The organism is Longimicrobium sp., assembly GCF_048594345.1.
In the GTDB taxonomy this organism is placed as follows: Bacteria; Gemmatimonadota; Gemmatimonadetes; order Longimicrobiales; family Longimicrobiaceae; genus Longimicrobium.
On the sequence record NZ_JBMDXM010000185.1, the window covers coordinates 1 to 20,521 of the forward strand.

General features: G+C 66.9%; 22 protein-coding genes. 12 read left to right on the plus strand and 10 right to left on the minus strand.

Going from position 1 to position 20,521, the window contains the following annotated elements:
- Positions 1 to 526 precede the first annotated feature (526 nt).
- Positions 527 to 1,876: a hypothetical protein gene (locus tag ACOJUJ_RS20010; RefSeq protein ID WP_420128673.1), complete on the plus strand. Its 1,350-nt coding sequence runs from the start codon at positions 527 to 529 to the stop codon at positions 1,874 to 1,876.
- 79 nt (positions 1,877 to 1,955) lie between these two features.
- On the opposite strand, the gene ACOJUJ_RS20015 is transcribed toward ACOJUJ_RS20010, so the two are convergent.
- Together ACOJUJ_RS20015 and ACOJUJ_RS20020 are read right to left on the minus strand one after the other, a co-directional pair.
- Positions 1,956 to 3,584, minus strand: coding sequence for a M2 family metallopeptidase (locus ACOJUJ_RS20015; RefSeq protein ID WP_420128674.1), 1,629 nt, complete (start codon positions 3,582 to 3,584; stop codon positions 1,956 to 1,958).
- Positions 3,581 to 4,939, minus strand: coding sequence for a dipeptidase (locus ACOJUJ_RS20020; RefSeq protein WP_420128675.1), 1,359 nt, complete (start codon positions 4,937 to 4,939; stop codon positions 3,581 to 3,583). Before ACOJUJ_RS20020 ends, ACOJUJ_RS20015 begins: the two co-directional genes overlap by 4 nt.
- 186 nt (positions 4,940 to 5,125) lie before the next feature.
- Between ACOJUJ_RS20020 and ACOJUJ_RS20025 the strand changes: the two genes are divergently transcribed.
- A complete protein-coding gene (locus ACOJUJ_RS20025; RefSeq protein ID WP_420128676.1) occupies positions 5,126 to 5,512 on the plus strand; it encodes a hypothetical protein in 387 nt (128 codons plus the stop codon).
- Positions 5,513 to 5,559: 47 nt separating this feature from the next.
- On the opposite strand, the gene ACOJUJ_RS20030 is transcribed toward ACOJUJ_RS20025, so the two are convergent.
- On the minus strand, positions 5,560 to 5,736 hold the full coding sequence (locus ACOJUJ_RS20030; protein ID WP_420128677.1) for a hypothetical protein: 177 nt from the start codon (positions 5,734 to 5,736) through the stop codon (positions 5,560 to 5,562).
- 314 nt (positions 5,737 to 6,050) lie between these two features.
- Here ACOJUJ_RS20030 and ACOJUJ_RS20035 point away from each other — a divergent pair, with 314 nt between their 5' ends.
- The gene (locus ACOJUJ_RS20035; protein WP_420128678.1) at positions 6,051 to 6,482 is read left to right on the plus strand and encodes a DUF4186 domain-containing protein; all 432 of its coding nucleotides are present in this window, start codon (positions 6,051 to 6,053) and stop codon (positions 6,480 to 6,482) included.
- A gap of 469 nt (positions 6,483 to 6,951) precedes the next feature.
- Here the strand turns inward: ACOJUJ_RS20035 and ACOJUJ_RS20040 are convergent, their stop codons facing one another.
- Positions 6,952 to 8,466: an amino acid permease gene (locus ACOJUJ_RS20040; protein ID WP_420128679.1), complete on the minus strand. Its 1,515-nt coding sequence runs from the start codon at positions 8,464 to 8,466 to the stop codon at positions 6,952 to 6,954.
- Positions 8,467 to 8,844: 378 nt separating this feature from the next.
- Here ACOJUJ_RS20040 and ACOJUJ_RS20045 point away from each other — a divergent pair, with 378 nt between their 5' ends.
- Complete coding sequence (locus ACOJUJ_RS20045; RefSeq protein WP_420128680.1) at positions 8,845 to 9,861, plus strand: DHH family phosphoesterase; 1,017 nt, start codon at positions 8,845 to 8,847, stop codon at positions 9,859 to 9,861.
- 214 nt (positions 9,862 to 10,075) lie between these two features.
- On the opposite strand, the gene ACOJUJ_RS20050 is transcribed toward ACOJUJ_RS20045, so the two are convergent.
- From ACOJUJ_RS20050 to speA, 5 genes are all read right to left on the minus strand, one after another.
- Positions 10,076 to 10,291, minus strand: coding sequence for a hypothetical protein (locus ACOJUJ_RS20050; protein WP_420128681.1), 216 nt, complete (start codon positions 10,289 to 10,291; stop codon positions 10,076 to 10,078).
- Between the two features lie 327 nt (positions 10,292 to 10,618).
- Positions 10,619 to 10,783, minus strand: coding sequence for a hypothetical protein (locus tag ACOJUJ_RS20055; RefSeq protein ID WP_420128682.1), 165 nt, complete (start codon positions 10,781 to 10,783; stop codon positions 10,619 to 10,621).
- A gap of 71 nt (positions 10,784 to 10,854) precedes the next feature.
- A complete protein-coding gene (locus tag ACOJUJ_RS20060) occupies positions 10,855 to 11,025 on the minus strand; it encodes a hypothetical protein (RefSeq protein ID WP_420128683.1) in 171 nt (56 codons plus the stop codon).
- Between the two features lie 89 nt (positions 11,026 to 11,114).
- Entirely contained in the window at positions 11,115 to 11,291 is a 177-nt protein-coding gene (locus ACOJUJ_RS20065; RefSeq protein ID WP_420128684.1) for a hypothetical protein, read from the minus strand.
- Between the two features lie 395 nt (positions 11,292 to 11,686).
- Positions 11,687 to 13,585: a biosynthetic arginine decarboxylase gene (gene speA / locus ACOJUJ_RS20070; protein WP_420128693.1), complete on the minus strand. Its 1,899-nt coding sequence runs from the start codon at positions 13,583 to 13,585 to the stop codon at positions 11,687 to 11,689.
- A gap of 221 nt (positions 13,586 to 13,806) precedes the next feature.
- Between speA and ACOJUJ_RS20075 the strand changes: the two genes are divergently transcribed.
- From ACOJUJ_RS20075 to rpsU, 7 genes are all read left to right on the plus strand, one after another.
- Complete coding sequence (locus ACOJUJ_RS20075) at positions 13,807 to 14,112, plus strand: hypothetical protein (RefSeq protein WP_420128685.1); 306 nt, start codon at positions 13,807 to 13,809, stop codon at positions 14,110 to 14,112.
- A gap of 77 nt (positions 14,113 to 14,189) precedes the next feature.
- Positions 14,190 to 15,332: a hypothetical protein gene (locus ACOJUJ_RS20080; RefSeq protein WP_420128686.1), complete on the plus strand. Its 1,143-nt coding sequence runs from the start codon at positions 14,190 to 14,192 to the stop codon at positions 15,330 to 15,332.
- Between the two features lie 89 nt (positions 15,333 to 15,421).
- Positions 15,422 to 15,829: a hypothetical protein gene (locus tag ACOJUJ_RS20085; RefSeq protein ID WP_420128687.1), complete on the plus strand. Its 408-nt coding sequence runs from the start codon at positions 15,422 to 15,424 to the stop codon at positions 15,827 to 15,829.
- Positions 15,830 to 16,336 carry a Fur family transcriptional regulator gene (locus ACOJUJ_RS20090; RefSeq protein ID WP_420128688.1) on the plus strand — a complete coding sequence of 169 codons (507 nt, stop codon included), beginning with the start codon at positions 15,830 to 15,832 and terminating at the stop codon, positions 16,334 to 16,336. It begins immediately after the preceding gene.
- Positions 16,337 to 16,709: 373 nt separating this feature from the next.
- Positions 16,710 to 17,657, plus strand: a complete 948-nt coding sequence (speB, locus tag ACOJUJ_RS20095) for an agmatinase (RefSeq protein WP_420128689.1) — start codon at positions 16,710 to 16,712, stop codon at positions 17,655 to 17,657.
- Positions 17,658 to 18,383: 726 nt separating this feature from the next.
- A complete protein-coding gene (locus ACOJUJ_RS20100; protein ID WP_420128690.1) occupies positions 18,384 to 18,620 on the plus strand; it encodes a hypothetical protein in 237 nt (78 codons plus the stop codon).
- A 382-nt stretch (positions 18,621 to 19,002) separates the two neighbouring features.
- Positions 19,003 to 19,212 (plus strand): 30S ribosomal protein S21, encoded by a 210-nt coding sequence (gene rpsU / locus ACOJUJ_RS20105; RefSeq protein WP_420128691.1) that lies wholly within the window; start codon positions 19,003 to 19,005, stop codon positions 19,210 to 19,212.
- Between the two features lie 196 nt (positions 19,213 to 19,408).
- Here rpsU and ACOJUJ_RS20110 read toward each other — a convergent pair whose 3' ends face one another.
- The gene (locus ACOJUJ_RS20110) at positions 19,409 to 19,828 is read right to left on the minus strand and encodes a cold-shock protein (protein ID WP_420128692.1); all 420 of its coding nucleotides are present in this window, start codon (positions 19,826 to 19,828) and stop codon (positions 19,409 to 19,411) included.
- A gap of 541 nt (positions 19,829 to 20,369) precedes the next feature.
- Between ACOJUJ_RS20110 and ACOJUJ_RS20115 the strand changes: the two genes are divergently transcribed.
- On the plus strand, positions 20,370 to 20,521 hold a 152-nt coding region (locus ACOJUJ_RS20115; RefSeq protein ID WP_420128694.1), incomplete at its 3' end, for a GTP-binding protein.

The window sequence follows — 20,521 nt, forward strand, 5'->3', positions numbered from 1 at the left end:
ACTCGGCGAATCCGGATCCAGCGGCGGCGATAGGAAAGCACATGCACCCAATGTAAACTGGACGGGTGTTTGGGCGAGACCTCCCGCCGCGTCACGATGTCAACTTGGACAAAGTCGAGCTCAGAATGACACCGATCCGCCGGATCGGATCGGCCCGATCATGAGGAAGACGCGCGAATCTCTCGCCGAAACCGGCGGGCGCCGTGCCAGGGCCAGCCGTAGCCGACAGGACGGTGGGCCCATCGGGCAGATTCTTCGGTCGGCGCACGGGCAATGGTGCAATCCGGACAGATCGGGGCGTGCGCCTTCCTCAGAATGACATCGATCCGCCGGATCTCGTCGGCAGTGTTTTTCGGTCGACGAATAACGCGAAGCCCCGCCCGACGTGTCGTCGGGCGGGGCTTCTGCCGATCGGCGGAGGGCGGCGCGCTACGCTTCCACGAACTGCTCCACGAATCAGCGCGGGTTCAGCGGCTCGCCTGTGGCGCGGAGCAGGTGTTCGTTCTTGAGCACAGGTTCTTGGATGATGAATACACGCATGGATCAAACGTTTGCCTTGTTCCGATGCCGCTCCGAGTACATTATGGCGAAAGCTTCGTTACATGCATTTTGGCTTTATCTTCCTGCCGGAGCCTCTCCAATGCGCCCTGCACCGTTCTGCATCCTCCTCTCATTGATGGCCACCCTGTTCTTGTCGCTGCCCGCCGCCGCACAAGAACCCACGCTCACCTGTTCGACTCCTGCCGAAACCTCAGGCCCCTGCACGCTGAAAGCGGCGGCCAATCCCGGACAACACACTCTGACGGTTCAGATCAACCACGCGCGGCAGGTGCGCGGCATACCCGTCGAGTTCGTCGTCGAGGAACCAGGCCGTACAATCACGGACATCGTGCGCACGAACAGGGATGGAAATGCCACCTTCTCCTGGTTCGGCGCAGCTGGGACGGGAGTCAAAGTCACGGCCAAGGCAACGGTCGCGGGCAGGACCACGACGCGTGTGATCAACGTGAGTGCCCCCGCGACGGCTAGTACCCAGCGCAGCGTCGTTCTCGTCAGTGACAGCGTGGTATATGGATATGAAAAGGGCCAGATCCACGAGCCCGTGACAGTGCGGGTGGAGAACTTTGGCGACCGTTGCGAGAGCAACGTCGTGGTGTTTCGGTCGTACGGAACGGTGGGCACTGGCAGTCCCGACAGTGTACGCGCAGTTCTGAATCCCTCACTGGGTGGATGCACTGCGAGTACGTGGTGGCGGCTGGGAGAGGTCGTCGGACGCCAGCACCTGCTGGCATCGTTGGCTGACGAACCGTCGAAGAGCCTGGCGCTGAATGCGGTTGCCCGTGCACTACCTCGCCTCGGGGCTGGGGTTGTATCTACATATGATTTCCGGGAGTACGATACCAGGACCGTTACTGAGAAGAAAATCCAGGTGACGCGCAGGGTTGTGGATGCTGTCACGGGCGATACCACCACGCTGGTGACCGATTCTACAGCCAGGACGATCTCGGTTGGAAGGGAGGAAGGCGGCTGGCAGACACAGCCCACCCTGAGCATCGACTTTCCGTTCGTAGCCAGTTTGACCGGCGTGCGCGTGTCGTTGGGTGCGGCTTTCGAAACCGAAGGTAGGGATTTTTACATGGGAATGTCTCTCCTTCAGCCGTTCCGCGGCGTTTCTCAGGAGGCGGTGAAAGCTGATTTCCACGGCGTCGTTCACTTTGGCCGCAGAGAAGTGCTCGCTAACTCCTCGTGCGATGACGACGGCAATACCGCCGACTGCCGGTCGAAAGAGAAGTTTTTCTTTCCGCTCGGTGTAGGGGTAATGGCGACGTTCGATGCCAGCGCGCTGCTTACGGCGCTAGGCAACATCTTCCCATAGCTGACGGATCCGGATCCCATGCAAAGCCCCGCCCGACGTGTCGTCGGGCGGGGCTTCTGCCGATCGGCGGAGGGCGGCGCTACGCCTCCACGAACTGTTCCACGAACCAGCGCGGGTTCAGCGGCTCGCCGGTGGCGCGGAGCAGGTGCTCGTTCCACGGGACGGAGGCGCCGGGAGCAAAGATGCGCTCGCGGAAAAAGTCTCCCACCCGCGGCTCGCCGGCCACGCTGCGGTCCGGCGCCAACCCCGTCTCGCGGCGTACCGCGGCCGACACCTGCGAGGCCATCAGCTCGCCCAGCAGGTAGTTGTGGTAGTAGACCGGGCTCATCGACAGGTGCATCTTGCTGGCCCAGTCCGTCCCGTCCGGACGCGCCTCGGGGTGCCGCACCAGCTGCAGCCGCTCCACCAGCTCCCACCAGACGCGGTTCAGGTCCTCCCGGTCGGGGTCGCGGTACAGCTCGCGCTCAAAGTAGATCATCACCAGCATCCACCGCGCCGCGATCAGCATGGCCGCGCGCGACTGTCCGCGGATCTCGCGCGCCTCCGCGTCCGACACCGCCGCGCCCGCCACCTCGCGCAGCCACGCCGGCTCGCGCGTAAGCCGGCCGAAGTACATCGCCACGCTTTCCGTGCTCAGGATGTGCGCGGGCTGGCGGAGGAGGAACGGAAGCTCGGGCGGCAGCGCCTCGTCGTAGACGGCGTGGCCCAGCTCGTGGAGCAGCGTGGCCGTCCACTTTTCGTTCGGCCGCAGGTTGCACAGGATGCGCACGTCGCCGCGGCGGTCCACGTCCTGGCAAAAGGCGTGCTGGTCCTTGCCCTCGCGCTCGTACAGGTCGCTGCGGGCCAGGATCGCCTCCGCGGGAAGCCCGATGCCGGCAAAGAACTCCGTCGCCAGCTGCACCGGGTCGCGGTTCAGGTACTGGTCGATGTCCACCTCGCCCATGGCCGGCGCCTGCTGGCCAAACGGATCTTCCCAGTGCCAGGGCCGCAGCGCGTCGGGCGACACGCCGAAGCGCGCCGCCATCTCCGCGTCCAGCCCCGCGCGAAAGGCGCGGAAGGGCGCGTCGCTGCCGTCACGAAGCGCGTCCATGGTGGCGAACATCTGCGCCTCGTCGATCTCCTGCAGGTGCAGGTCCATGGCGTACGCGTCGCGAAAGCCGATGGAGCGGGCCGCCGCGTTGCGCCGCCGCACCAGCTCGCGCAGCGGCTCGGCCACCTGCGCGCCAATCTGCTTGCTGGCCTCCCACGCCGCGCGGCGCCGGGCGGAGTCGCGCTCCGTGGTAAGGATGTCGACGATCTCGTTGTTGGTCACCCGCGCGCCGTCCAGCTCCGCGCGAAAGCCGTAGAACAGGCGCTCCAGCTCCGACTGGCGGTTCACCAGGTCGTCGATGGTTTCGCGCGGCAGGCGGTTGCGGGTGAACTCCTCGTCCAGCAGGTGAAGCTGGCGGCGCAGCAGGGGATCGGCGACGCGGCCCGACTCCATCCACCCGCGCACCCGCCGCGCCCCCTCCGCGTCGGTGAACAGCCCGCGCAACGCCACGCGCGCCCGCGTAGCCCGCTCCGTCGCCTCGTCACCGCCGCCGGCCGCCGCGTCCCACGCCGCCAGGTTGGCCTCGTGCTCCAGCGGCGCGATGCGGCTCGTCATCTCCTCGACGAACGCCCGCGCCTCGCCCTCGGCCGTCTCGTCCATCACCTCCGCAGCGCTCACCGCAGCCCCTCGTACAGCATGGCGATCGCCTCGGCGCCCTTGTGGAAGTTCTCGACCGACATCCACTCGTTGGGCGCGTGCGCGTTCTCGCCCGGCAGCCCGAAGCCGATCAGCAGCGCGGGCGCCCCCAGCGTTTCCTGGAACGCCTGCACGATGGGGATGGATCCGCCCTCGCGGATGAACACCGGCTTGCGTCCCCACGCCTGCTCCAGCGCGCGCGCCGCCGCGTCGAACACCGGGCCGCTTCCCTCGGCGAACCAGGGCTGGCCGCCGTGCAGCGCCAGCACCTCGACCGTGACCCCCTCCGGCGCCAGCGACCGCACGTGGTCGATGAACATCGTTTCCACCTGCTTGTAGTCCTGGTCGGGCACCAGCCGCATGGACACCTTGGCCATCGCCCTGGCCGGCAGCACCGTCTTGGCGCCCTCTCCCGTGTAGCCGGAAAGCAGGCCGTTCACGTCCAGCGTGGGGCGCGCCCAGATGCGCTCCAGCGGCCCGTACCCGTCCTCGCCGCCCAGCCTGGGCGAGCCCACTTCCTTGCGCAGGTTTTCTTCCTCGAACGGCAGCTTGCTGATGCCGTCGCGCTGCTCGGCCGTCAGCTCGCGCACCTTGTCGTAGAAGCCGGGGATGTTCACGCGGCCGCGCTCGTCGTGCAGCTGCGCGATGATCCTGGCCAGCGCGTTGGCGGGATTGACCACCGCGCCGCCGTAGGCGCCGGAGTGCAGGTCGGTGGACGGCCCCTGCACGCGGATCTCCATGTACGCCATCCCCCGCAGCCCCGTGGTGATGGAGGGCAGCCCGGGGGCGAACATGGTGGTGTCGCTGATGACGACGGCGTCGCACGCCAGCCGCTCCGCGTTCTCGGCGAGGAACGCCGCCAGGTTGGGCGAGCCGACCTCCTCCTCGCCTTCGATGACGAACACCACGTTGGCCGGCAGCGTGCCGTCTTCGGCCAGCAGCGCCTGCACCGCCTTTACGTGCAGGTACACCTGCCCCTTGTCGTCCACCGAGCCGCGGGCGAACAGGTTGCCGTCACGCACCTCGGGCTCGAACGGCTCGCTGGTCCACTCGTCCAGCGGCTCCGCCGGCTGCACGTCGTAGTGGCCGTAGACGAGCAGCGTGGGCGCGCCCTCCGCCGCGCCGCGCCACTCGCCCAGGACCACCGGGTGCCCCGCCGTGGCGATAATCTCGACGGTGAGGCCGGCCTCGCGCATGCGCTCCGCTAGCCAGTCGGCGGCGCGCGCCGTGTCGTCCTTGTGCTCGCTCTTGGCGCTCACGCTGGGAATGCGGAGCCACTCCTTGAGCTCGTCGAGGTGCTTGTCGCGGTTGCGCTGCAGAAATTCGGTCGCGGGCATCAGCGTTCTTCCGGTGTCGGTGCGCGGTTTTCGCAATCCGGCGGAAGATACAGCCGTGGTCCGGTCGCGCGCGAGGGAGGAAGCCCCAAGCGCGTGCAGCCGGCGGTCCGGCCCGCGTGCTTGCGCCGGTGCGGCATTCCGTGCACTGTGAGAAGGTACGTTGTGTGGACAACGAGGGAGAGGACGATGAAAAAGATCCGGCCGTGGATGTCGATGCTGGAGAACGGGGCGGCGCCAGAGTGGCCCCTGGGCACCCTCGCCTTTTACGGACCCGACAACCTGCACGCCAGCAAGGTGGTCGCCACCGTGATCGCGTACGACGGCGCGGAACCGCTGATGCGGAAGTGGTTCGAGGATCGTGTGGACGTACGGGTAGACCGGCGGATCGGGAAGGAGGTAACGCGCTTCTTCAAGACACAAGGAGCCCGCCAGATTTCGCTCATGGCGGGGATCTTCGGATGCCCGCACGAGGAGGGGGTCGACTACCCTGACGGTGAGGCGTGCCTGCAATGTCCCTTCTGGGCGACCCACAACCGCTACCAGGATTCCGTGCCACGCAATGTGGCCTTCTGATGCACGGCGGGGCGGCCATCGTGGCCGCCCCGCTTCGCATCATCCGCTCAGGCCTGCTCGCGTTCCCGCCCCCGCTCGGCAGCGGCGGTTTCGCGCTCGGCGTCGAGGCGATACTTGCGCTTTACGCCCACGATGAACAGGAACAAGCCCGCGGCGCCCAGCGCCACGGCCGTTTTGGATACTCCTGCTTTTGCGCCGTCTCTGGGCAGCCTGGGCTCCGCCATACGTTCTCCGGGGGTGATTACGGGGTGGTCGGGGGATGCTCGTTTGACGAAGCCGGTCGCACGTGCGTCACGTGAGGGCGGTTCGTCATCATCTGCTACGCAGTCGCAAAATGCCGGCCCCACAGAGGGCGCGACGCTCAACTCAGTCCTGAGCTACGTTTGACGGCACCGGACGGAAACAAACGTCGTTCTGACGCTGCGCGCGGCCGGGATTTTTGCAATGCAATATGGACGTTTGCATTCATCCTGCAATACTGATCTTGTGCCCACCCTCCCGCGCGCGCCGTGCCGCGGAAACGCATAGATTGCCCACCATGCGCGACCACGACGACCTGTTCGCCGCCCTGGGGCAGTCCGCCTTTCGCCGCCGCTTCCGGCTGCGCGGGGCGGATCTGGCGTACCAGCAGGCGAAGGGGATGCAAACCGTGCTGCGCCACGCGGACGAGATGATCGCGTCGCGCCTGGCGCCCGCGGAGCCGCCGAACGACGGCAAGCAGACGCCCATGCGCGGGCACCCCGTCTTTCTGGCCCAGCACGCCACCGCCACCTGCTGCCGGGGCTGCCTGGCCAAGTGGCACCGCATCCCCAAAGGCCGCGACCTTACGGGGGAGGAGCGCGCCCACGTGGTCGCCGTCATCGAGCGCTGGCTTCGCGAGCAGGAATCCGCCGCCCCGCCGGATAACGCCGGGGCAGGGAAGCCCGCGCAACGCCCGGACGATCCGCAGATGGGCCTGGACCTGGGCTGATGGACCGGCCGAGGGCGTTTACATCCCAAATGCGAAGCGCTGACTTCCTGAGCCTGAGGGAGGCGCCACCCCGGAAACTGCTTTCACGCAAAGCGTTGGCGACGACCAAAGGATCTTGCCTGCCTGACCGAGGGACTTGAATTGAACGGCTCCCGAGGGCTGGGTCTCGCGTGACCCGACAAAGATCCTTCGGTCGCGCGCAAGCTCATGCGGTTATGAAAGTTGCGGGCGTGCGCTCCCTCAGGATGACAGTGTGCCTCCATCGGGAGCAAAAGAGTCGGCGATCCCCTCTCAGGAAATCATCATTTCGCCGCGCGCCGGCAGCAGAGGCAACGGCGCGAAAAAACTCCGTTGACTCCGTTGACTCCGTTGACTCCGTGTGAGGCCATCCTTTCCTTGCGGCCACGAACAAAAACCGCCCCTCTCCCGGAAACCGGAAAAGGGGCGGTGCTGCGTCACGGAGCAAAGACTACCGGCGGTCGTCTTCGTGCGTGAAGTTGGGGCGCGACGGCTCGTCCTCGTACACTTGGTGGCCGGTGCGCGCCAGCACGCTGTGGTGGCGGCCGTAGACGAAGTAGATCACCACGCCGATGATCATCCACACGATCAGGCGCAGCCACGTGTCCAGCGGCAGGAAGTACATCATGAAGCCGCAGGTGAGGATGCCCAGGATGGGCACCAGCGGCACCAGCGGCGTCTTGAACGGACGCTCGCGGTTGGGCTCCTTGACGCGCAGGTACCAGGTGCCCGCGCACACGATCACGAACGCCAGCAGCGTGCCGATGGACACCAGTTCGCCCAGCAGGCCGATGGGGAAGAAGCCGGCCACCAGCGCCGCCACGCAGCCCGTAAGGATGGTGGTGATGTACGGCGTGCGGAAGCGGGGGTGCACCTTGCCGAACACCGGCGGCAGCAGGCCGTCGCGCGACATGCTGTAGAAGATGCGCGGCTGGCCCATGAGCATCACCAGCACCACCGAAGCCAGGCCGGCGATGGCGCCGATGTTCACGAAGTAGCGCAGCCAGGCCAGCGGCTCACCCGCCTTTTCCAGCGCCACGAACACCGGGTGCGGCACGTTGAGCTCGGTGTAATGCGCCATGCCCGTCATCACCAGCGCCATCAGGATGTACAGCACGGTGCAGATGGCCAGCGAGCCCAGCATGCCGATGGGCAGGTCGCGCTGCGGGTTCTTGGCTTCCTGCGCCGCGGTGGATACCGCGTCGAAGCCGATGTACGCAAAGAACACCACCGCCGCCGCGCGGACGACGCCGCTCCATCCGTACTCGCCAAACTCACCCGTGTTGGGCGGGATGAAGGGCGACCAGTTGGCGGCGTCCACGTACTGGAAGCCAAAGCCGATCACCAGCAGCACGATCGCCGTCTTTACGTAGACGATGATGTTGTTGAACTTGGCCGACTCCTGGATGCCGACCACCAGCAGGCAGGTCATCAGCAGGATCAGGATCATGGCCGGCAGGTTGATGATGGCGCCCGGGTTGCGCACCAGCGTGTGCGTGCCCTGCACGTTCAGGGGCGCCTGTGTCCATGCCTCGGGCAGGTTCAGCCCGATCTCGCGCATGAACTCGGTAAAGTAGCCGCTCCAGCCCACCGCAACCGTCGCCGCGCCAAACAGGTACTCCAGGATCAGGTCCCACCCGATGATCCAGGCGATGAACTCGCCCAGGGTTGCGTAGCTGTACGTGTACGCCGAGCCCGCGATGGGGATCATGGCCGCGAATTCCGCGTAGCACAGACCCGCGAACAGGCAGCCAAGGCCTGCCACGACGAACGAGATGACCACCGCCGGTCCCGCGTTGCGCGCCGCCGCCGTGCCGGTGAGCACGAAGATGCCCGCGCCGATGATGGCGCCAATGCCCAGCAGCACCAGGTTCATGGCGGTCAGCGACCGTTTCAACGCGTGCTCGCCTTCGCTGAAGGCGTCGGCGCGCAGCTCGTCGATCGACTTACGCGCGAAAAGGCTCATGACAGCTCCTGTCTGGGCGGACTGCCCGTCCGCCACGTGGGTGGGAACACGGCGCGCCGGCCCGGCGCGCGCGCAAAGGCGGCCATGGGGCCGCTCGGGGTGCTTTGCTGTGAAATCGGTCTGGCGACGGACACGCGGAGTACGCCGGAAAGTCTGGATCGCGTGAGGGAGCGGGTGCCGGACCGGGGAAAATCGGGTAAGGAATCCCGTGAATGTAAGCGACGGATGATTTCGGTCAAGCGTTCGATCCACCACGGGGCACTTTGCGGCGCCTTCCGGCGCCCGCCGCGGGCCTCCGGACGCCCCGCACGTTGCGCGGCGCGGCGCGCGCCCGTAGGATTTTGACCCACCGTGCACCCCGCGTCTTTGACGGAGCCGATGAGCGACCTGCTGGCCGTCCCCGAGTCCCGAGCCTTTCCCCTGCGCCGGCTGCTGCAGCCGCTGCTGGGGGCGGCCCACGTGTCGCTGCACACCCACGTGCACGCCGACGGCGACGGCGCCGGCTCGCAGGCGGCGATCGCCGCGTGGCTGGAGGGGCGGGGCGTGCGTGCTACCATCGTGAATCCCACTCCGTTCCCTGACTCGCTGCGCTGGGTGCTGCACCGGCAGGACGTGGTGGCCGACTTTGGCACCCCCGAGGGCGAGGCCGCGCTGGAGGACGCGGACCTGCACCTGGTGCTGGACACCAGCGAGCCGGAGCGGCTGGCGGGGCTGGCCACCTTTCTTGCCCCCGGGCGGACCCTCGTGGTCGACCATCATCCGCCCGGGCGCGAAGTCGTTGGCGACGTGGCGGTGCAGGACGCCAGCGCCGCCGCCACGGGTGAGATGGTGTACGACCTGATCACCCTGGCCGGCGACGCGGTGCCGCACGCTTCGGCGCTGGGGGCGTACGTGGCGCTGGTGAGCGACACCGGCTCGTTCCGCTACGGCAACACCACGCCGCGCGTCCTTGCCGTGGCGGCGGAGCTCATGCGGCTGGGCATTGATCCCGAGGTGGTGTACCGCCGCCTGTTCGCCACGGCGCCGCGGCGGCGGCTGGAACTGCTGCGCGAGGCGCTGGAGAGCCTGGAGAGCGACCCCGACGGCCGCATCAGCTGGATGGTCGTCCCCCACCGCGTCACCGCGCGCCTGGGCGCCACCGGCGAGGACTTCGACGGGCTGATCGAGCACGTGCGCTCCGTGGAGGGCACGGAGGTGGCGCTGCTCTTCCGGGAAACCAAGCCGGGGGAGACCAAGGTTTCGTTCCGCTCCAACGGCGCGGCCGACGTGAACCGGGTGGCGCGCGAGTTTGGCGGCGGCGGGCACGTAAAGGCCGCCGGCGCCACCTTTCACGAGCCGGTGGAGAGGGTAGTGGACCGCGTGGTCGACTCCGTGCGCCGCGCGCTCAAGGGATAGCGGAGCGCCTTACGCGCAGACGCGGAGCAAAACGAGAGGACGCGGATGATTGCTCATCCACGTCCTCGCTTTCGTTTCCCGGACTTCCTGCTTCAGCGGACCTTTACTGCATGGGGGTACAGAGGAACGGAGAAAAGCCGGAGGAACAGAGGAAAACGTCGATCGGGTCCTCTGTTCCTCCGGCCTTTCTCTGACCCTTTGTACCCCATGCAGTTCAGTCGAACTCGGGGTGCGGATGACGCCTGGCGTAGCGGTAGGCGGTGATCGCCGCGACCACGTGCGCCACCCAGCCGAAGAATCCGCCGGTCCCCAGCCACAGGCCGGGGGTAAAGATGAACCAGAAGATGGCGCGCATCCACCGGCCGTTGTACAGCTGTCCCAAGCCGGGGACAAAGAAGCTGAGCACCGCCGCCGTTCCAGGATTCCGCATATCCGCCTCGCATTCTTGCAATGAAGTCGCGGAAGCGCCCCTCCCGCTCGCCGTACCTTACGACGGGAGCAGCGGCAGAGTTTCGCGAATCCGCGCGTCTGTTCTCGTCCTGACAGGGCGCGCCGATGTAACTCGCCGGCGGTAAGCATATTGGGCTGCAAACGGCGAGGGCGCCTCCGCGAGGGAGGCGCCCCTGTTGTGTTCCGCCGCGCGGATGCGTCACAAGGTAGCGGAGGATCCGCGTGCTGGTGGGTGTGCCGTCCCTCCGGGCGGCGCTGGGCCCCCACGCGCCGGCGATGCAGGTGGCGTGGGAGCCCGCTCGGCGTTCTAGCAATACTCCGGGTTTTCGGTGGGCGCGGGCGCCTGTACCAGCGTCCCAATGGCGCAGACCTGCACCTGCTCGGTGACGGGACGGGTTGTCCGCATCAGCTCCGGCGCGCCGGTGCTGGTCTCAAAGCTCTCCACGTACAGCTGGTTCAGGTCCAGAATCATCGATCTATCTCCAGTCTGGAAATTTGTTTTCGTCAATTGCCGCGTGAGGCGGCGGGGAGGTGGCTACCGGTTCAGCAGCCGCAGCTGGTGTCGGGCGTGGGCGCCACCAGGCACGCCTGCGTGCCCTCGGCAAAGCACACGACCACGTTCTTGGTGACGGTGCGGGGAAGCATCTGCAGCTCCGCCGAGCCGGCGTCCGTATCAAAAGACTCCACCGTCAGCGCGTTCAGGTCCAGGATCATCGATCTATCTTTCAGTCGGATGGTTGTCAGGTTCGTGAACTCCGGGCCGCGCTCGCCGCCCGGAGCGGTGCCGCGTGTGCTGGCGGCGGTCAGGGCTTCACCACGCAGCAGGGCTGCACGACCGTGCACGCATCCACGCCGGCTTCGTAGCAGGTGATGGTGCCGGGCGTTGGCGGGGGAGCCACCGCGGTCCACTGCGTGGGATCGCCGGCCGCCTCCGTCGAGAAGCTGTCCACCGCGAGGGCGTCGAGGTCGAGATTGCGCATCGGTCTATCTCCAGAGAAACGGTTGGTCGATTCGGATTTCGTCCGGGGCCCAGCCCGCGGCCGCTCAGATCCGGCGCTCCACCATCGTGAGCCCGCCGGACGCCGCCGCCTCAGGCATGGCATGTTCCAATCGGTGCCGTTCCGATGTAAATACCTGACAGGTAATGGTTTGGATGATATTCCGGAACGCATCTGCCACACACGGAATGTGGCGCGTGTGTCTCAGATTGAGAAACGGAGTCCCACCTGTTACGCCGGTTACTGAGATTTGTGAATCGCAAGCGGGTCATCTGCCCCATGGCGAAAAGGGCGGGCTCCCCAACCGGGAAGCCCGCCCTCCGTGCATCACCCTCACACCCTCACACCATGACACCCTCACACCCTCACACCACAGCCTACGCGTCGCCCTCGAGATACGTATACCCCGCCAGCCCGGCGATGTAGTCCGCGATGAACGCGTTCGCTTCCGGCCGCGTGATGCGCGTGCCGGCGTTGGCGATCTTGCGGCGGAAGGTGGCGATCAGGTCCTGCGTGTTGAACTGCACGTAGTTCAGCACCTCGGTGATGGTGTCGCCGTGCACCAGGTCGCCGATCTCGTACCCGGTTTCGGTGAGCTTTACGTGCACGGCGTTGGTGTCGCCGAACAGGTTGTGCAGGTCGCCCAGGATCTCCTGGTACGCGCCCGTGAGGAAGATCCCCAGCACGTACGGCTCCTCGCGCCGGAACGAGTGCAGCTCCAGGCTGGGCTTGGCTTTGCGCCATCCCACAAAGTGGTCGATCTTGCCGTCGCTGTCGCAGGTCACGTCCTGCAGCGTGCCCCGCCGCGTGGGCTCTTCGTCAAGCCGGTGGATGGGCATGATGGGGAACAGCTGGTCGATGGCCCAGCTGTCCGGCAGCGACTGAAAGAGCGAAAAGTTGCAGAAGTACCGGTCGATCAGGATGGCCTCCAGCTCGGGGAGGATGTCCTCGTACTCTTCCGGGTCCTTCGCCGCCAGCTGCGCCACCCGGTTCATGATGGCCAGCCAGTACCGCTCGCCGTTGGCCCGCTCGCGCAAGGACAGCGTGCCGGAGTTGAAGTGCACCACCAGCTGCTCCTTGAGGAACGCCGCGTCGTGGTACACCTCGTGGACGCGGCGCGCGTCCAGCTCGCGGTACACGCCCGCCAGCTCCTGGATGAGCGCGTGGTCGTCCTCGCCCACCGGCTCCGGCTTTTCCGGGCTCTGCGTCTCCAGGTCGATGACGTTGATCAGCAGCAGCGCGTGGTGCGCGGTAAGGGCCCGGCCGCTCTCGGAGATGATGTGCGGCATGGACACCTCGTTCTCGCGGCATGCCTCGGCCAGCGCGTAGACGATGTCGTTGGCGTACTCCTGCATGGAGTAGTTCACGCTGGCCGAGCTGGTGGAGCGCGACCCGTCGTAGTCCACGCCCAGCCCGCCACCCACGTCCACGTACTGCACGTCAACCCCCAGCTGGCGCAGCTCCACGTAGTACCGCGCCACTTCCGTCATCGCCAGCTTGATGTTGCGGATGTCGGGGATCTGCGAGCCCAGGTGAAAGTGGATCAGCTTGAGGATGTCCATCTTTCCCGCCTGGTCCAGCACGTCCAGCACCTTGACCAGCTGGGCGCTGTTCAGCCCGAATTTGCTCTTTTCGCCCGCCGTCTCGCTCCAGCGGCCGGCGCCCGTGGCGCTGAGCTTGATGCGCACGCCGGCCGTGGGCGTAACGCCCATCTCGTCCGCCACGCGCAGCAGCACCTCTACCTCGCTCAGCTTTTCGATGACGATGAGCACCTTGTGGCCCAGCTTCTGGCCCATCAGGGCCAGCCGCATGAACTCCTCGTCCTTGTAGCCGTTGCAGATGATCAGGTGGTCGGTGCGCTCGTTGAGCGCCAGCACCGCCTGCAGCTCCGGCTTGCTCCCCACCTCGAGCCCCACGCCGTGGCGCTCGCCGTACTGGACGATCTCCTCCACCACGTGCCGCTGCTGGTTGACCTTGATGGGGTACACCGTGGTGTAGCCGCCCTCGTAGCCAAACTCCCGGATGGCCGTGGCAAAGCGGTCGCCCAGCGTTTCGATGCGCGTGCGCAGGATGTCGCTGAAGCGCAGCAGCAGGGGCAGCCCCACCCCCTGCGCCTCCATGTCGGTCGCCAGCTCGTAGAGGTCCAGCGCCGGCCCGTCCGTCTTGGACGGGCTCACGGTCACGTGGCCCCGATCGTTGATGTCGAAGTAGCCGATTCCCCAGCCTTCGATGTTGTACAGCTCGCGGGAATCGTCGATGGTCCACTTCTTAGGCAGCTCGGCCTCCGTCGGATGGAACGTCCACGGTCAATCGGAATTGTGAAGGGGATCGAATCTGGACCCTTTGGCCCGCGCGCGAAAGAGGCGGGGCCCATGCCGCTGCGCGCGGCATCCGTCCGCCGCTCCGCCATCCCCCTCCTCCAGGACGCTGGCGGAAGCGCGAGACGGCCCGCTACCTTGGCTTTCACCCTCCCGCTCCACCCCCGCCTTTACACCACATGGACGCTCCCACGCGCGCCACACTGCTTCTTTCCGCCCAGCGGGCACTCCTGGGCGAGGTGTCGTCCGCCCTGCGCGGCGTGTCGCTCCGACTGCGCGGCGACACGCTGGAGATCGCGTTCTACTTCGACGGCCCGGTGAGCGAGGAGGATCGCCTTTCCGCATCCTGCGTAGGCGCCCAGGTCGTGGCGGACTTCCCGCGCCTTCGCAGCGTGGATGAGCGCATCGAGCGGGTGGATGCCCCCGCGCCGCTGCCGCCGGACCCCGTGTGGGCGTATCGCCGCCGGGAGGAGGGCGGCGCCTGACGTGCGTGCGCACGTCTTGTTCGCGGGGGCCGTCCCCGGCTAGTTTCGAGCGTTCGCAGACCGAATTCCCCCGGCGATTGAAGACGTACCGCATGTATCGCGCGCCCGACTTTTCGCAGCCCCGCTTCGCGAACGCCCCCGCCGCCCGCTTTCAGGCGGCTCCGGCCGACGGGGTGCTTCCCGAGGGCTTCTTTTCCACGACCAACCTTCCCACCTACGTCCGGCTGGAGAGCGGCGAGTGGAAGCTGCCCCGCGACCCGCGCATGGACAGCGCGCTGGTGCTGGACCCCGACGGCATCCCCCGCGTGCTGGAAGGCCGCTACGTGCGCGGTGGGCAGCCCGTGGCCATGGGGCTAGCCGAGGACGGCAGCGAGGGGATCTTCGTGCACGCCAGCGGGCTGATGGGCGCCGAGGGCGACGTGGGGCCCGAGGGCGAGTTCAAGTTCATGTCGTCGGAGGTAAGCCGCGAAAAGCCGACGGACTACGGCGAGATGGCGCGCATCCTGGTGGACGAGCGCGAGCGGGGCGGCCACTTCATCTGGGTGGTAGGCCCCGCCGTTCTCCATTCGCGCGGCCGCGACACGCTGGCCTGGTTCATCCGCGAGGGGTACGTGGGCGCGCTGTTCGGCGGCAACGCGGTGGCGGTGCACGACATCGAGAGCGCCACCATGGGCACCACGCTGGGGATGAACAACCGTGGGATTCCCATGGAGGGCGGCCACGCCTTTCACATGCGCGCCATCAACCGCGTCCGCGCCGCGGGCTCCATCGCCGCGGCGGTGGAGCAGGGGATCATCACCGAGGGGGTGATGCACGCGGCGGTGACCTCCGGGGTGCCGTACGTGCTGGCCGGCTCCATCCGCGACGACGGCCCGCTCCCCGACACCATCACCGACGCCATCCGTTGCCAGGAGGTGATGAAGGAGCACACGCGGCGCTGCACGGGGGTCATCATGATCGCCACGGCGCTGCACTCCATCGCCACCGGCAACATGCTCCCCTCGTACGTGTGGACGGAGGAAACGGGCGCGGTGCGGCCGCTGACGACGATCTGCGTGGATTCGTCCGAGTTCGTCGTTTCGAAGCTCAAGGACCGCGGCACGCACCAGGCGTTCGGTGTGATCACCAACGCGCAGGACTTCCTTCACGTCCTTCGCTTTTACGTGGAGCAGGAGGCGGCGGAGCGCGCGCGAGCCCCGCAGACCGCCGGGGCCGCCTGAGCCAGGACGCGGAGGTCCAGCCGGGGCGCATCAACCCCGCGCTGGCGGCGGCGCTGGCGGCCGCGGCGGAGCGCATCGCGCCGGAGCGGGTGGACGCCGTGTGGCTGTTTCCCGCGCGGCAGCTGGGGGCGCGGGAAAGCGGGCTGGCGGTGCTCTCCGTGTTTCCGGAGGACGACGGGGCACGGCGGACGCGGACCATCCACACGCTGCACTACGTCCTGGAGCCGCCCGCGCCTCGCGCGAAGCCGGTGCGCACGGACGAGCTGGCGGAGCAGGGGACGGTGCCGCTGGACCGCATCGACCGCATTATCGAAGGCGTGCTGCGCCGGCTGGACGTTCCGGAGACGCCGGACGTGCGCGAGACGGGGGGAGACGCGGGGCTGTGGGCGGAGCTTCTGGCGGAGCTGGGGGGCGTGGTGCTTGACCCCGGCTATCGAGAATCATTATCGTTAGTGCCGGATGCGCCTTCCGCGGATCCCGACGACCCGAGAACTTGAATGGCCGCCACCGAAGCCGTCGCCAACTCACCCTACCTGCACCTGTTCCGGCGCTACCTGCGCCAGCACGGGCTGCCGGTCACGCTGCAGCGCGAGGTCGTTGCCGACGTGGTGTTCAGCTCCACCCGGCACCTGTCGGTGGAGGAGATCGAGGCCGAGCTCAAGCAGCGTGGCGAGCGCATTGGCAAGGCCACCATCTACCGCACCATGGAGATTCTGGTGCGCAGCGGGCTGGTTGAGGACCACGACTTTGGCGACGGGTTCAAGCGGTACGAGCACCTGTTCGGGCAGCAGCGCGGACACCAGCACCTGGTGTGCACCAACTGCCGCAACGTGGTAGAGTTCCGCCGCCCCGAGATCCAGCGAATCCAGGACGAGGTGGCGCGCGCCCACGGCTTTCTCCCCGCGCGGCACAAGCTTGAGGTGTACGGCCTGTGCCCCGACTGCCGCGCCGCCGGCGTGCAGCTGAAGCACGAGGGTGTGGCCTGCCCGGCGCTGACGTTCTAGGAAGGTACGAAGGTACGAAGGTACGAAGGTACGAAACCGCCCCGCGAGATGATCTCGCGGGGCGGTTTGCGTTTGGCGGGTCGCTCGCCCAGGCACCCCGGGCTAAAGCCGGGGGCTAGCACGGCCATAAGCCCCGTCTTTGCTCGTTCCTCGCAAAACGGGGCTTCACCTGCTCGCAGGTCAACGCCAGTACTCCGTGGATGGCGGGTCGCATCAACAATCTCCCTTTGTCCCCGTTCACCCATTCACCCGTTCACCCGTTCACCCGTTCACCCGTTCACCACCCGCCGCCCCTTTCCCCGCCGCCTCCCGCGCGCGAGATTGCCCGCCCCCGCGCCACACCCGGCGCGGCCGCAACACGCCCGCAACGCAGATGAACGACATGTCCGTCGAGATCCCCGAGTCGCTCCAGGGCCTGTCCTGGGAGCTTCCGCGCAACTTCCTGGGGCTGGAGGGCGACGCGGCCACCTGGCAGAACGCCGGCGTGGTCATCCTCCCCATCCCGTACGAGTCCACCGTCAGCTACCAGGGCGGCACCAAGCTGGGGCCCGACGCCATCATCCAGGCGTCGCGCTTTATCGAGCTGTACGACCAGGAGCTGGATGACGAGCCCGGGCCGCGTGTGGGCGTGTGCACGCTGCCGGCGCTGCACCTGACCAGCGCCGGGCCCGAGGCCGCGGTCACGGAACTGCGCGAGTCGATGGCCGCCATCCTGGCCGAGGCGGGCGACAAGCTGGTCATTGGGCTGGGCGGCGAGCACAGCATTACCAGCGCCCCGGTGCTGGCCCACGCCGACCGGCTGGGCGAGGGACGCCGGCTGAGCATTCTGCAGTTCGACGCGCACGGCGACCTGCGGCTGGAGTACGAGGGCAGCGCGTACTCGCACGCGGCGGTGATGGCGCAGTGCATCGACCGCGCGGATCTGGTGCAGGTGGGCATTCGCGCCATCACCAGCGAGGAACGCGCGCTCATCCGCTCCCGCGAGGGGAACATCACCACCATCTTTGCCGAGGAGATGTGGGACAACGAGGCGTGGATCGACCGCGCCTTCGACGCGCTGGGCGACGACGTCTTCATCACCTTCGACGTGGACTACTTTGACCCGTCGCTCATGCCCGCCACCGGCACGCCGGAGCCGGGCGGCCCCGCGTGGTATCCCACGCTCAAGCTTCTGCGCCGCGTGTTCGAGGAAAAGAACGTGGTCGGCGCCGACGTGGTGGAACTGGCGCCGATCGGCGGCAACGCGGCGCCGGACTTCGTCGTCGCCAAGCTGGTGCACAAGATGATCGGCTACCACAGCCTCTCCAGGCGCCGCAGCTGACCCGTTCGAAAATAGAGCCCACGCTCTACCCGGTTGAGCCGAATCGGGTGGAGCGTGGGTCTTTTTGTGTCCCGCGAGCAGCGACACCCCGCGAAATCGTACTGCTCACCGCTGAGCGAGCGATGATTCAAAGGAGCTGTCCGGTCCCTCCAACAAGAGGTATAAGTGGATTTTGTGGACGAAGGACGCCGCCGTGCGCTTGTATTCCGCCAGTTTGGTAACGCCGATTCACACGAGTGAGTTCACAGTTTCGCTCTATGAGGGTGAATCGAAAAGGCGGCCGGTGAAAAATCCACCAGCCGCCAATCGTGTGGTCGTCTGATATCGTCTAGTGTGTCAGAGGCGGAACACAGTCCTGGGCGGTGTGGATGCACTCACATGTATGTTCACAGGAATACACAGAGCATTCCATTGATGGAGAGGCGCAAAACGTGTCCGGTGTATGGGCAAACTCGCGCCCATGCACGGTGCCGCGCTCAGGTACTGCCCCTGGACTGGTGTCGAAAGATTCTACCGCAAGCTTTTCAGGGTCGAGACGCAGTTTTTTCACAAGAACCTCCCGTTGGGCTGTGATTTGTCGTCTTTAAAGGGTATTGTACGTACTTGGCCAAGTCAACCGTCTGCTATCCCAATGCAGGCGTGGGTCAGAAACCGATGTCGCCCCCGGCATGATTTCCGCACCCGAACCGGAAATCTGGATCACATCAGATTGAGGAGAAAGAACGGATGCCGCGCGAGGTGACGGACGGGGAGGGGACCACGTGGAGCTGCGTGGAAGCGTACGCGGGACTTTCGGAGGACGGAAAGAGCGAGGCGGCGCGGGTGGAGGGGACGGACCGTTACCGCGTGGTGTGCACGCCCAGCGGCGGCGCCATGTCGGTGAACCTGGAACTGCCCGGCGGCTGGGACGAGAACCTGTCGGACGAGGACCTGGTGAGGGAGATTGAGTCAGCGGCAGAGTAGGAGAGGCGTCGCGGGACGCACCGAACCGTCGTCGTACCTGTGAAACAGGCGCCAGCGGCCGGAGAGTAAATCTCTCTGTCTTGCGCCGGGTGTCTGGCTGGGGGAATCGGCGCGGCGCTCTCCCAAAATGACAGTTCGGCGGTGCAATGCATAACCGCATGTACATCAATGATTTATGTGCTGCGGGAGGCTCCTGTTTCAAGCCGCGGGTTCGGCTGGCGGTGCGCGTGGAGCACAAAAGATGGCCGCCATCCGTTGACTTGCAGGGCTGGCGTGCCTAGTTTATAGGGCTGCTATGCCGTGGAAATCGCGGATGTGACGGGTTCGTTGGACCTGGACACGAACGCCAGGTCTTTTTTCTTTCATCCTGGAAGGGATCGTCGTGGTAGAGATTCAGCTCGCGGAGACCGACCGCCTGGACTGGGCCCTGAAGCAGTTCCGCCGCCGCATGATTCGCTCGGGCCTGTTCAAGGACATGCGCCGCAAGCGGTTCTACGAGAAGCCCAGCGAAGCTCGCAAGGCCAAGGAAAAGGCCGCCGAGCGCCGCCGGCACAAGGACCGCAAGCGCGCAGCGCGCCGCTACAACTTCTAAGCGGCCGCTTCTCCTCGACGTCTGAAGCAGAGCGAGGCCCCCGCCGCCATGGCCGGGGCCTCGCTCTGCTGCGCCTGACGGTGGCGCAGGGACAGCGGGCGCGCCGCTCCGATCGTGCGGCGGCCCGCGTTCTCCCGACGTAGTGAAGCGCACGCGAGGCCCGGCCAACACAGGCCCGGGCCTCGCTATGCCGCGCCTACCAGCGATCGCCGCCGCGGTCGCGGTCGCGATCACGGCCGCCGCGGCCACCACCACCACCGCCGCCGCCGTAGCCGCCGCCCCCACCGCCGTACCCGCCACCGCCGCCGCCGTAGCCGCCGCCACCCCCACGGCCGCCACCACCGCCGCCGTAGCCACCGCCGCCACGGCCACCGCCGCCGCCGCCGTAGCCGCCGCGGCCGCCGCTGTCACCGCCGCCCGCGGGCGCGTCAAGACGCACGACGCTCTCCGCCGCCGGGCCCTTCTGGCCCTGCACCACGTCGAACTCCACGCGCTCGCCGTCAACCAGCGTCTTGAACCCGCCCCCCTGGATGGCGCTGTGGTGGACAAAGACGTCGCCTTCGCCGTTTTCACGGGCGATGAAGCCGAAGCCCTTTTCCGGATTGAACCACTTCACCGTTCCCGTCTCTCTGGCCATTTCCTCGCCCGTACGCAAGAGGTGTTGAACTGTACTGCCGCCCCGACAAGCTACGCGCGCGCAGGGCGCGTGCCAAGAGCCGAGTGCGTTATGCGCCAGCAAGGGCTGGACCATGCACGTCCGTGGCGGTAAAGTACGCGGTTGCCGCAAGAGTGGACACCTCTTTCCCAGGTGCCCGCTCTTGTTCGTTTCGCCGTATCCGTATCGTCCATGAGCGGGGGGGAATAGAGTCCGGCGTCGATTCGTTACACCGATTCGTTGCAAACGGAAACGCCAGCCCCGCCGGGGGCTCCGCGCGTCTTTCCGTCCATTCCCTTCCGCGCGGGATGGATGAACGGCCCGCAGGGCTGGACGCTACGGCAAATCTTCGCTATTTTACATGGCTGTCCCGGAAGCGCGGGCACCTCCTGAACGAGGCGCCCGCCTTTCGTTGCTTTGGTTTTGGAAACGCGGACGTGCGGCGGGGCGGCAAGCCTTTCGCTGGCTGTACCCTGTCCCCCGGACCCTGTCCCTCTGGAATATGCCGATTCGCAACATCGCCATCATCGCCCACGTGGACCACGGAAAAACCACGCTGGTGGACCACATGCTCCGCCAGGCGGGGACGTTCCGTGACAACCAGCACGTGGCGGAGCGGGTGATGGACAGCAACCCGCTGGAGCGGGAGCGCGG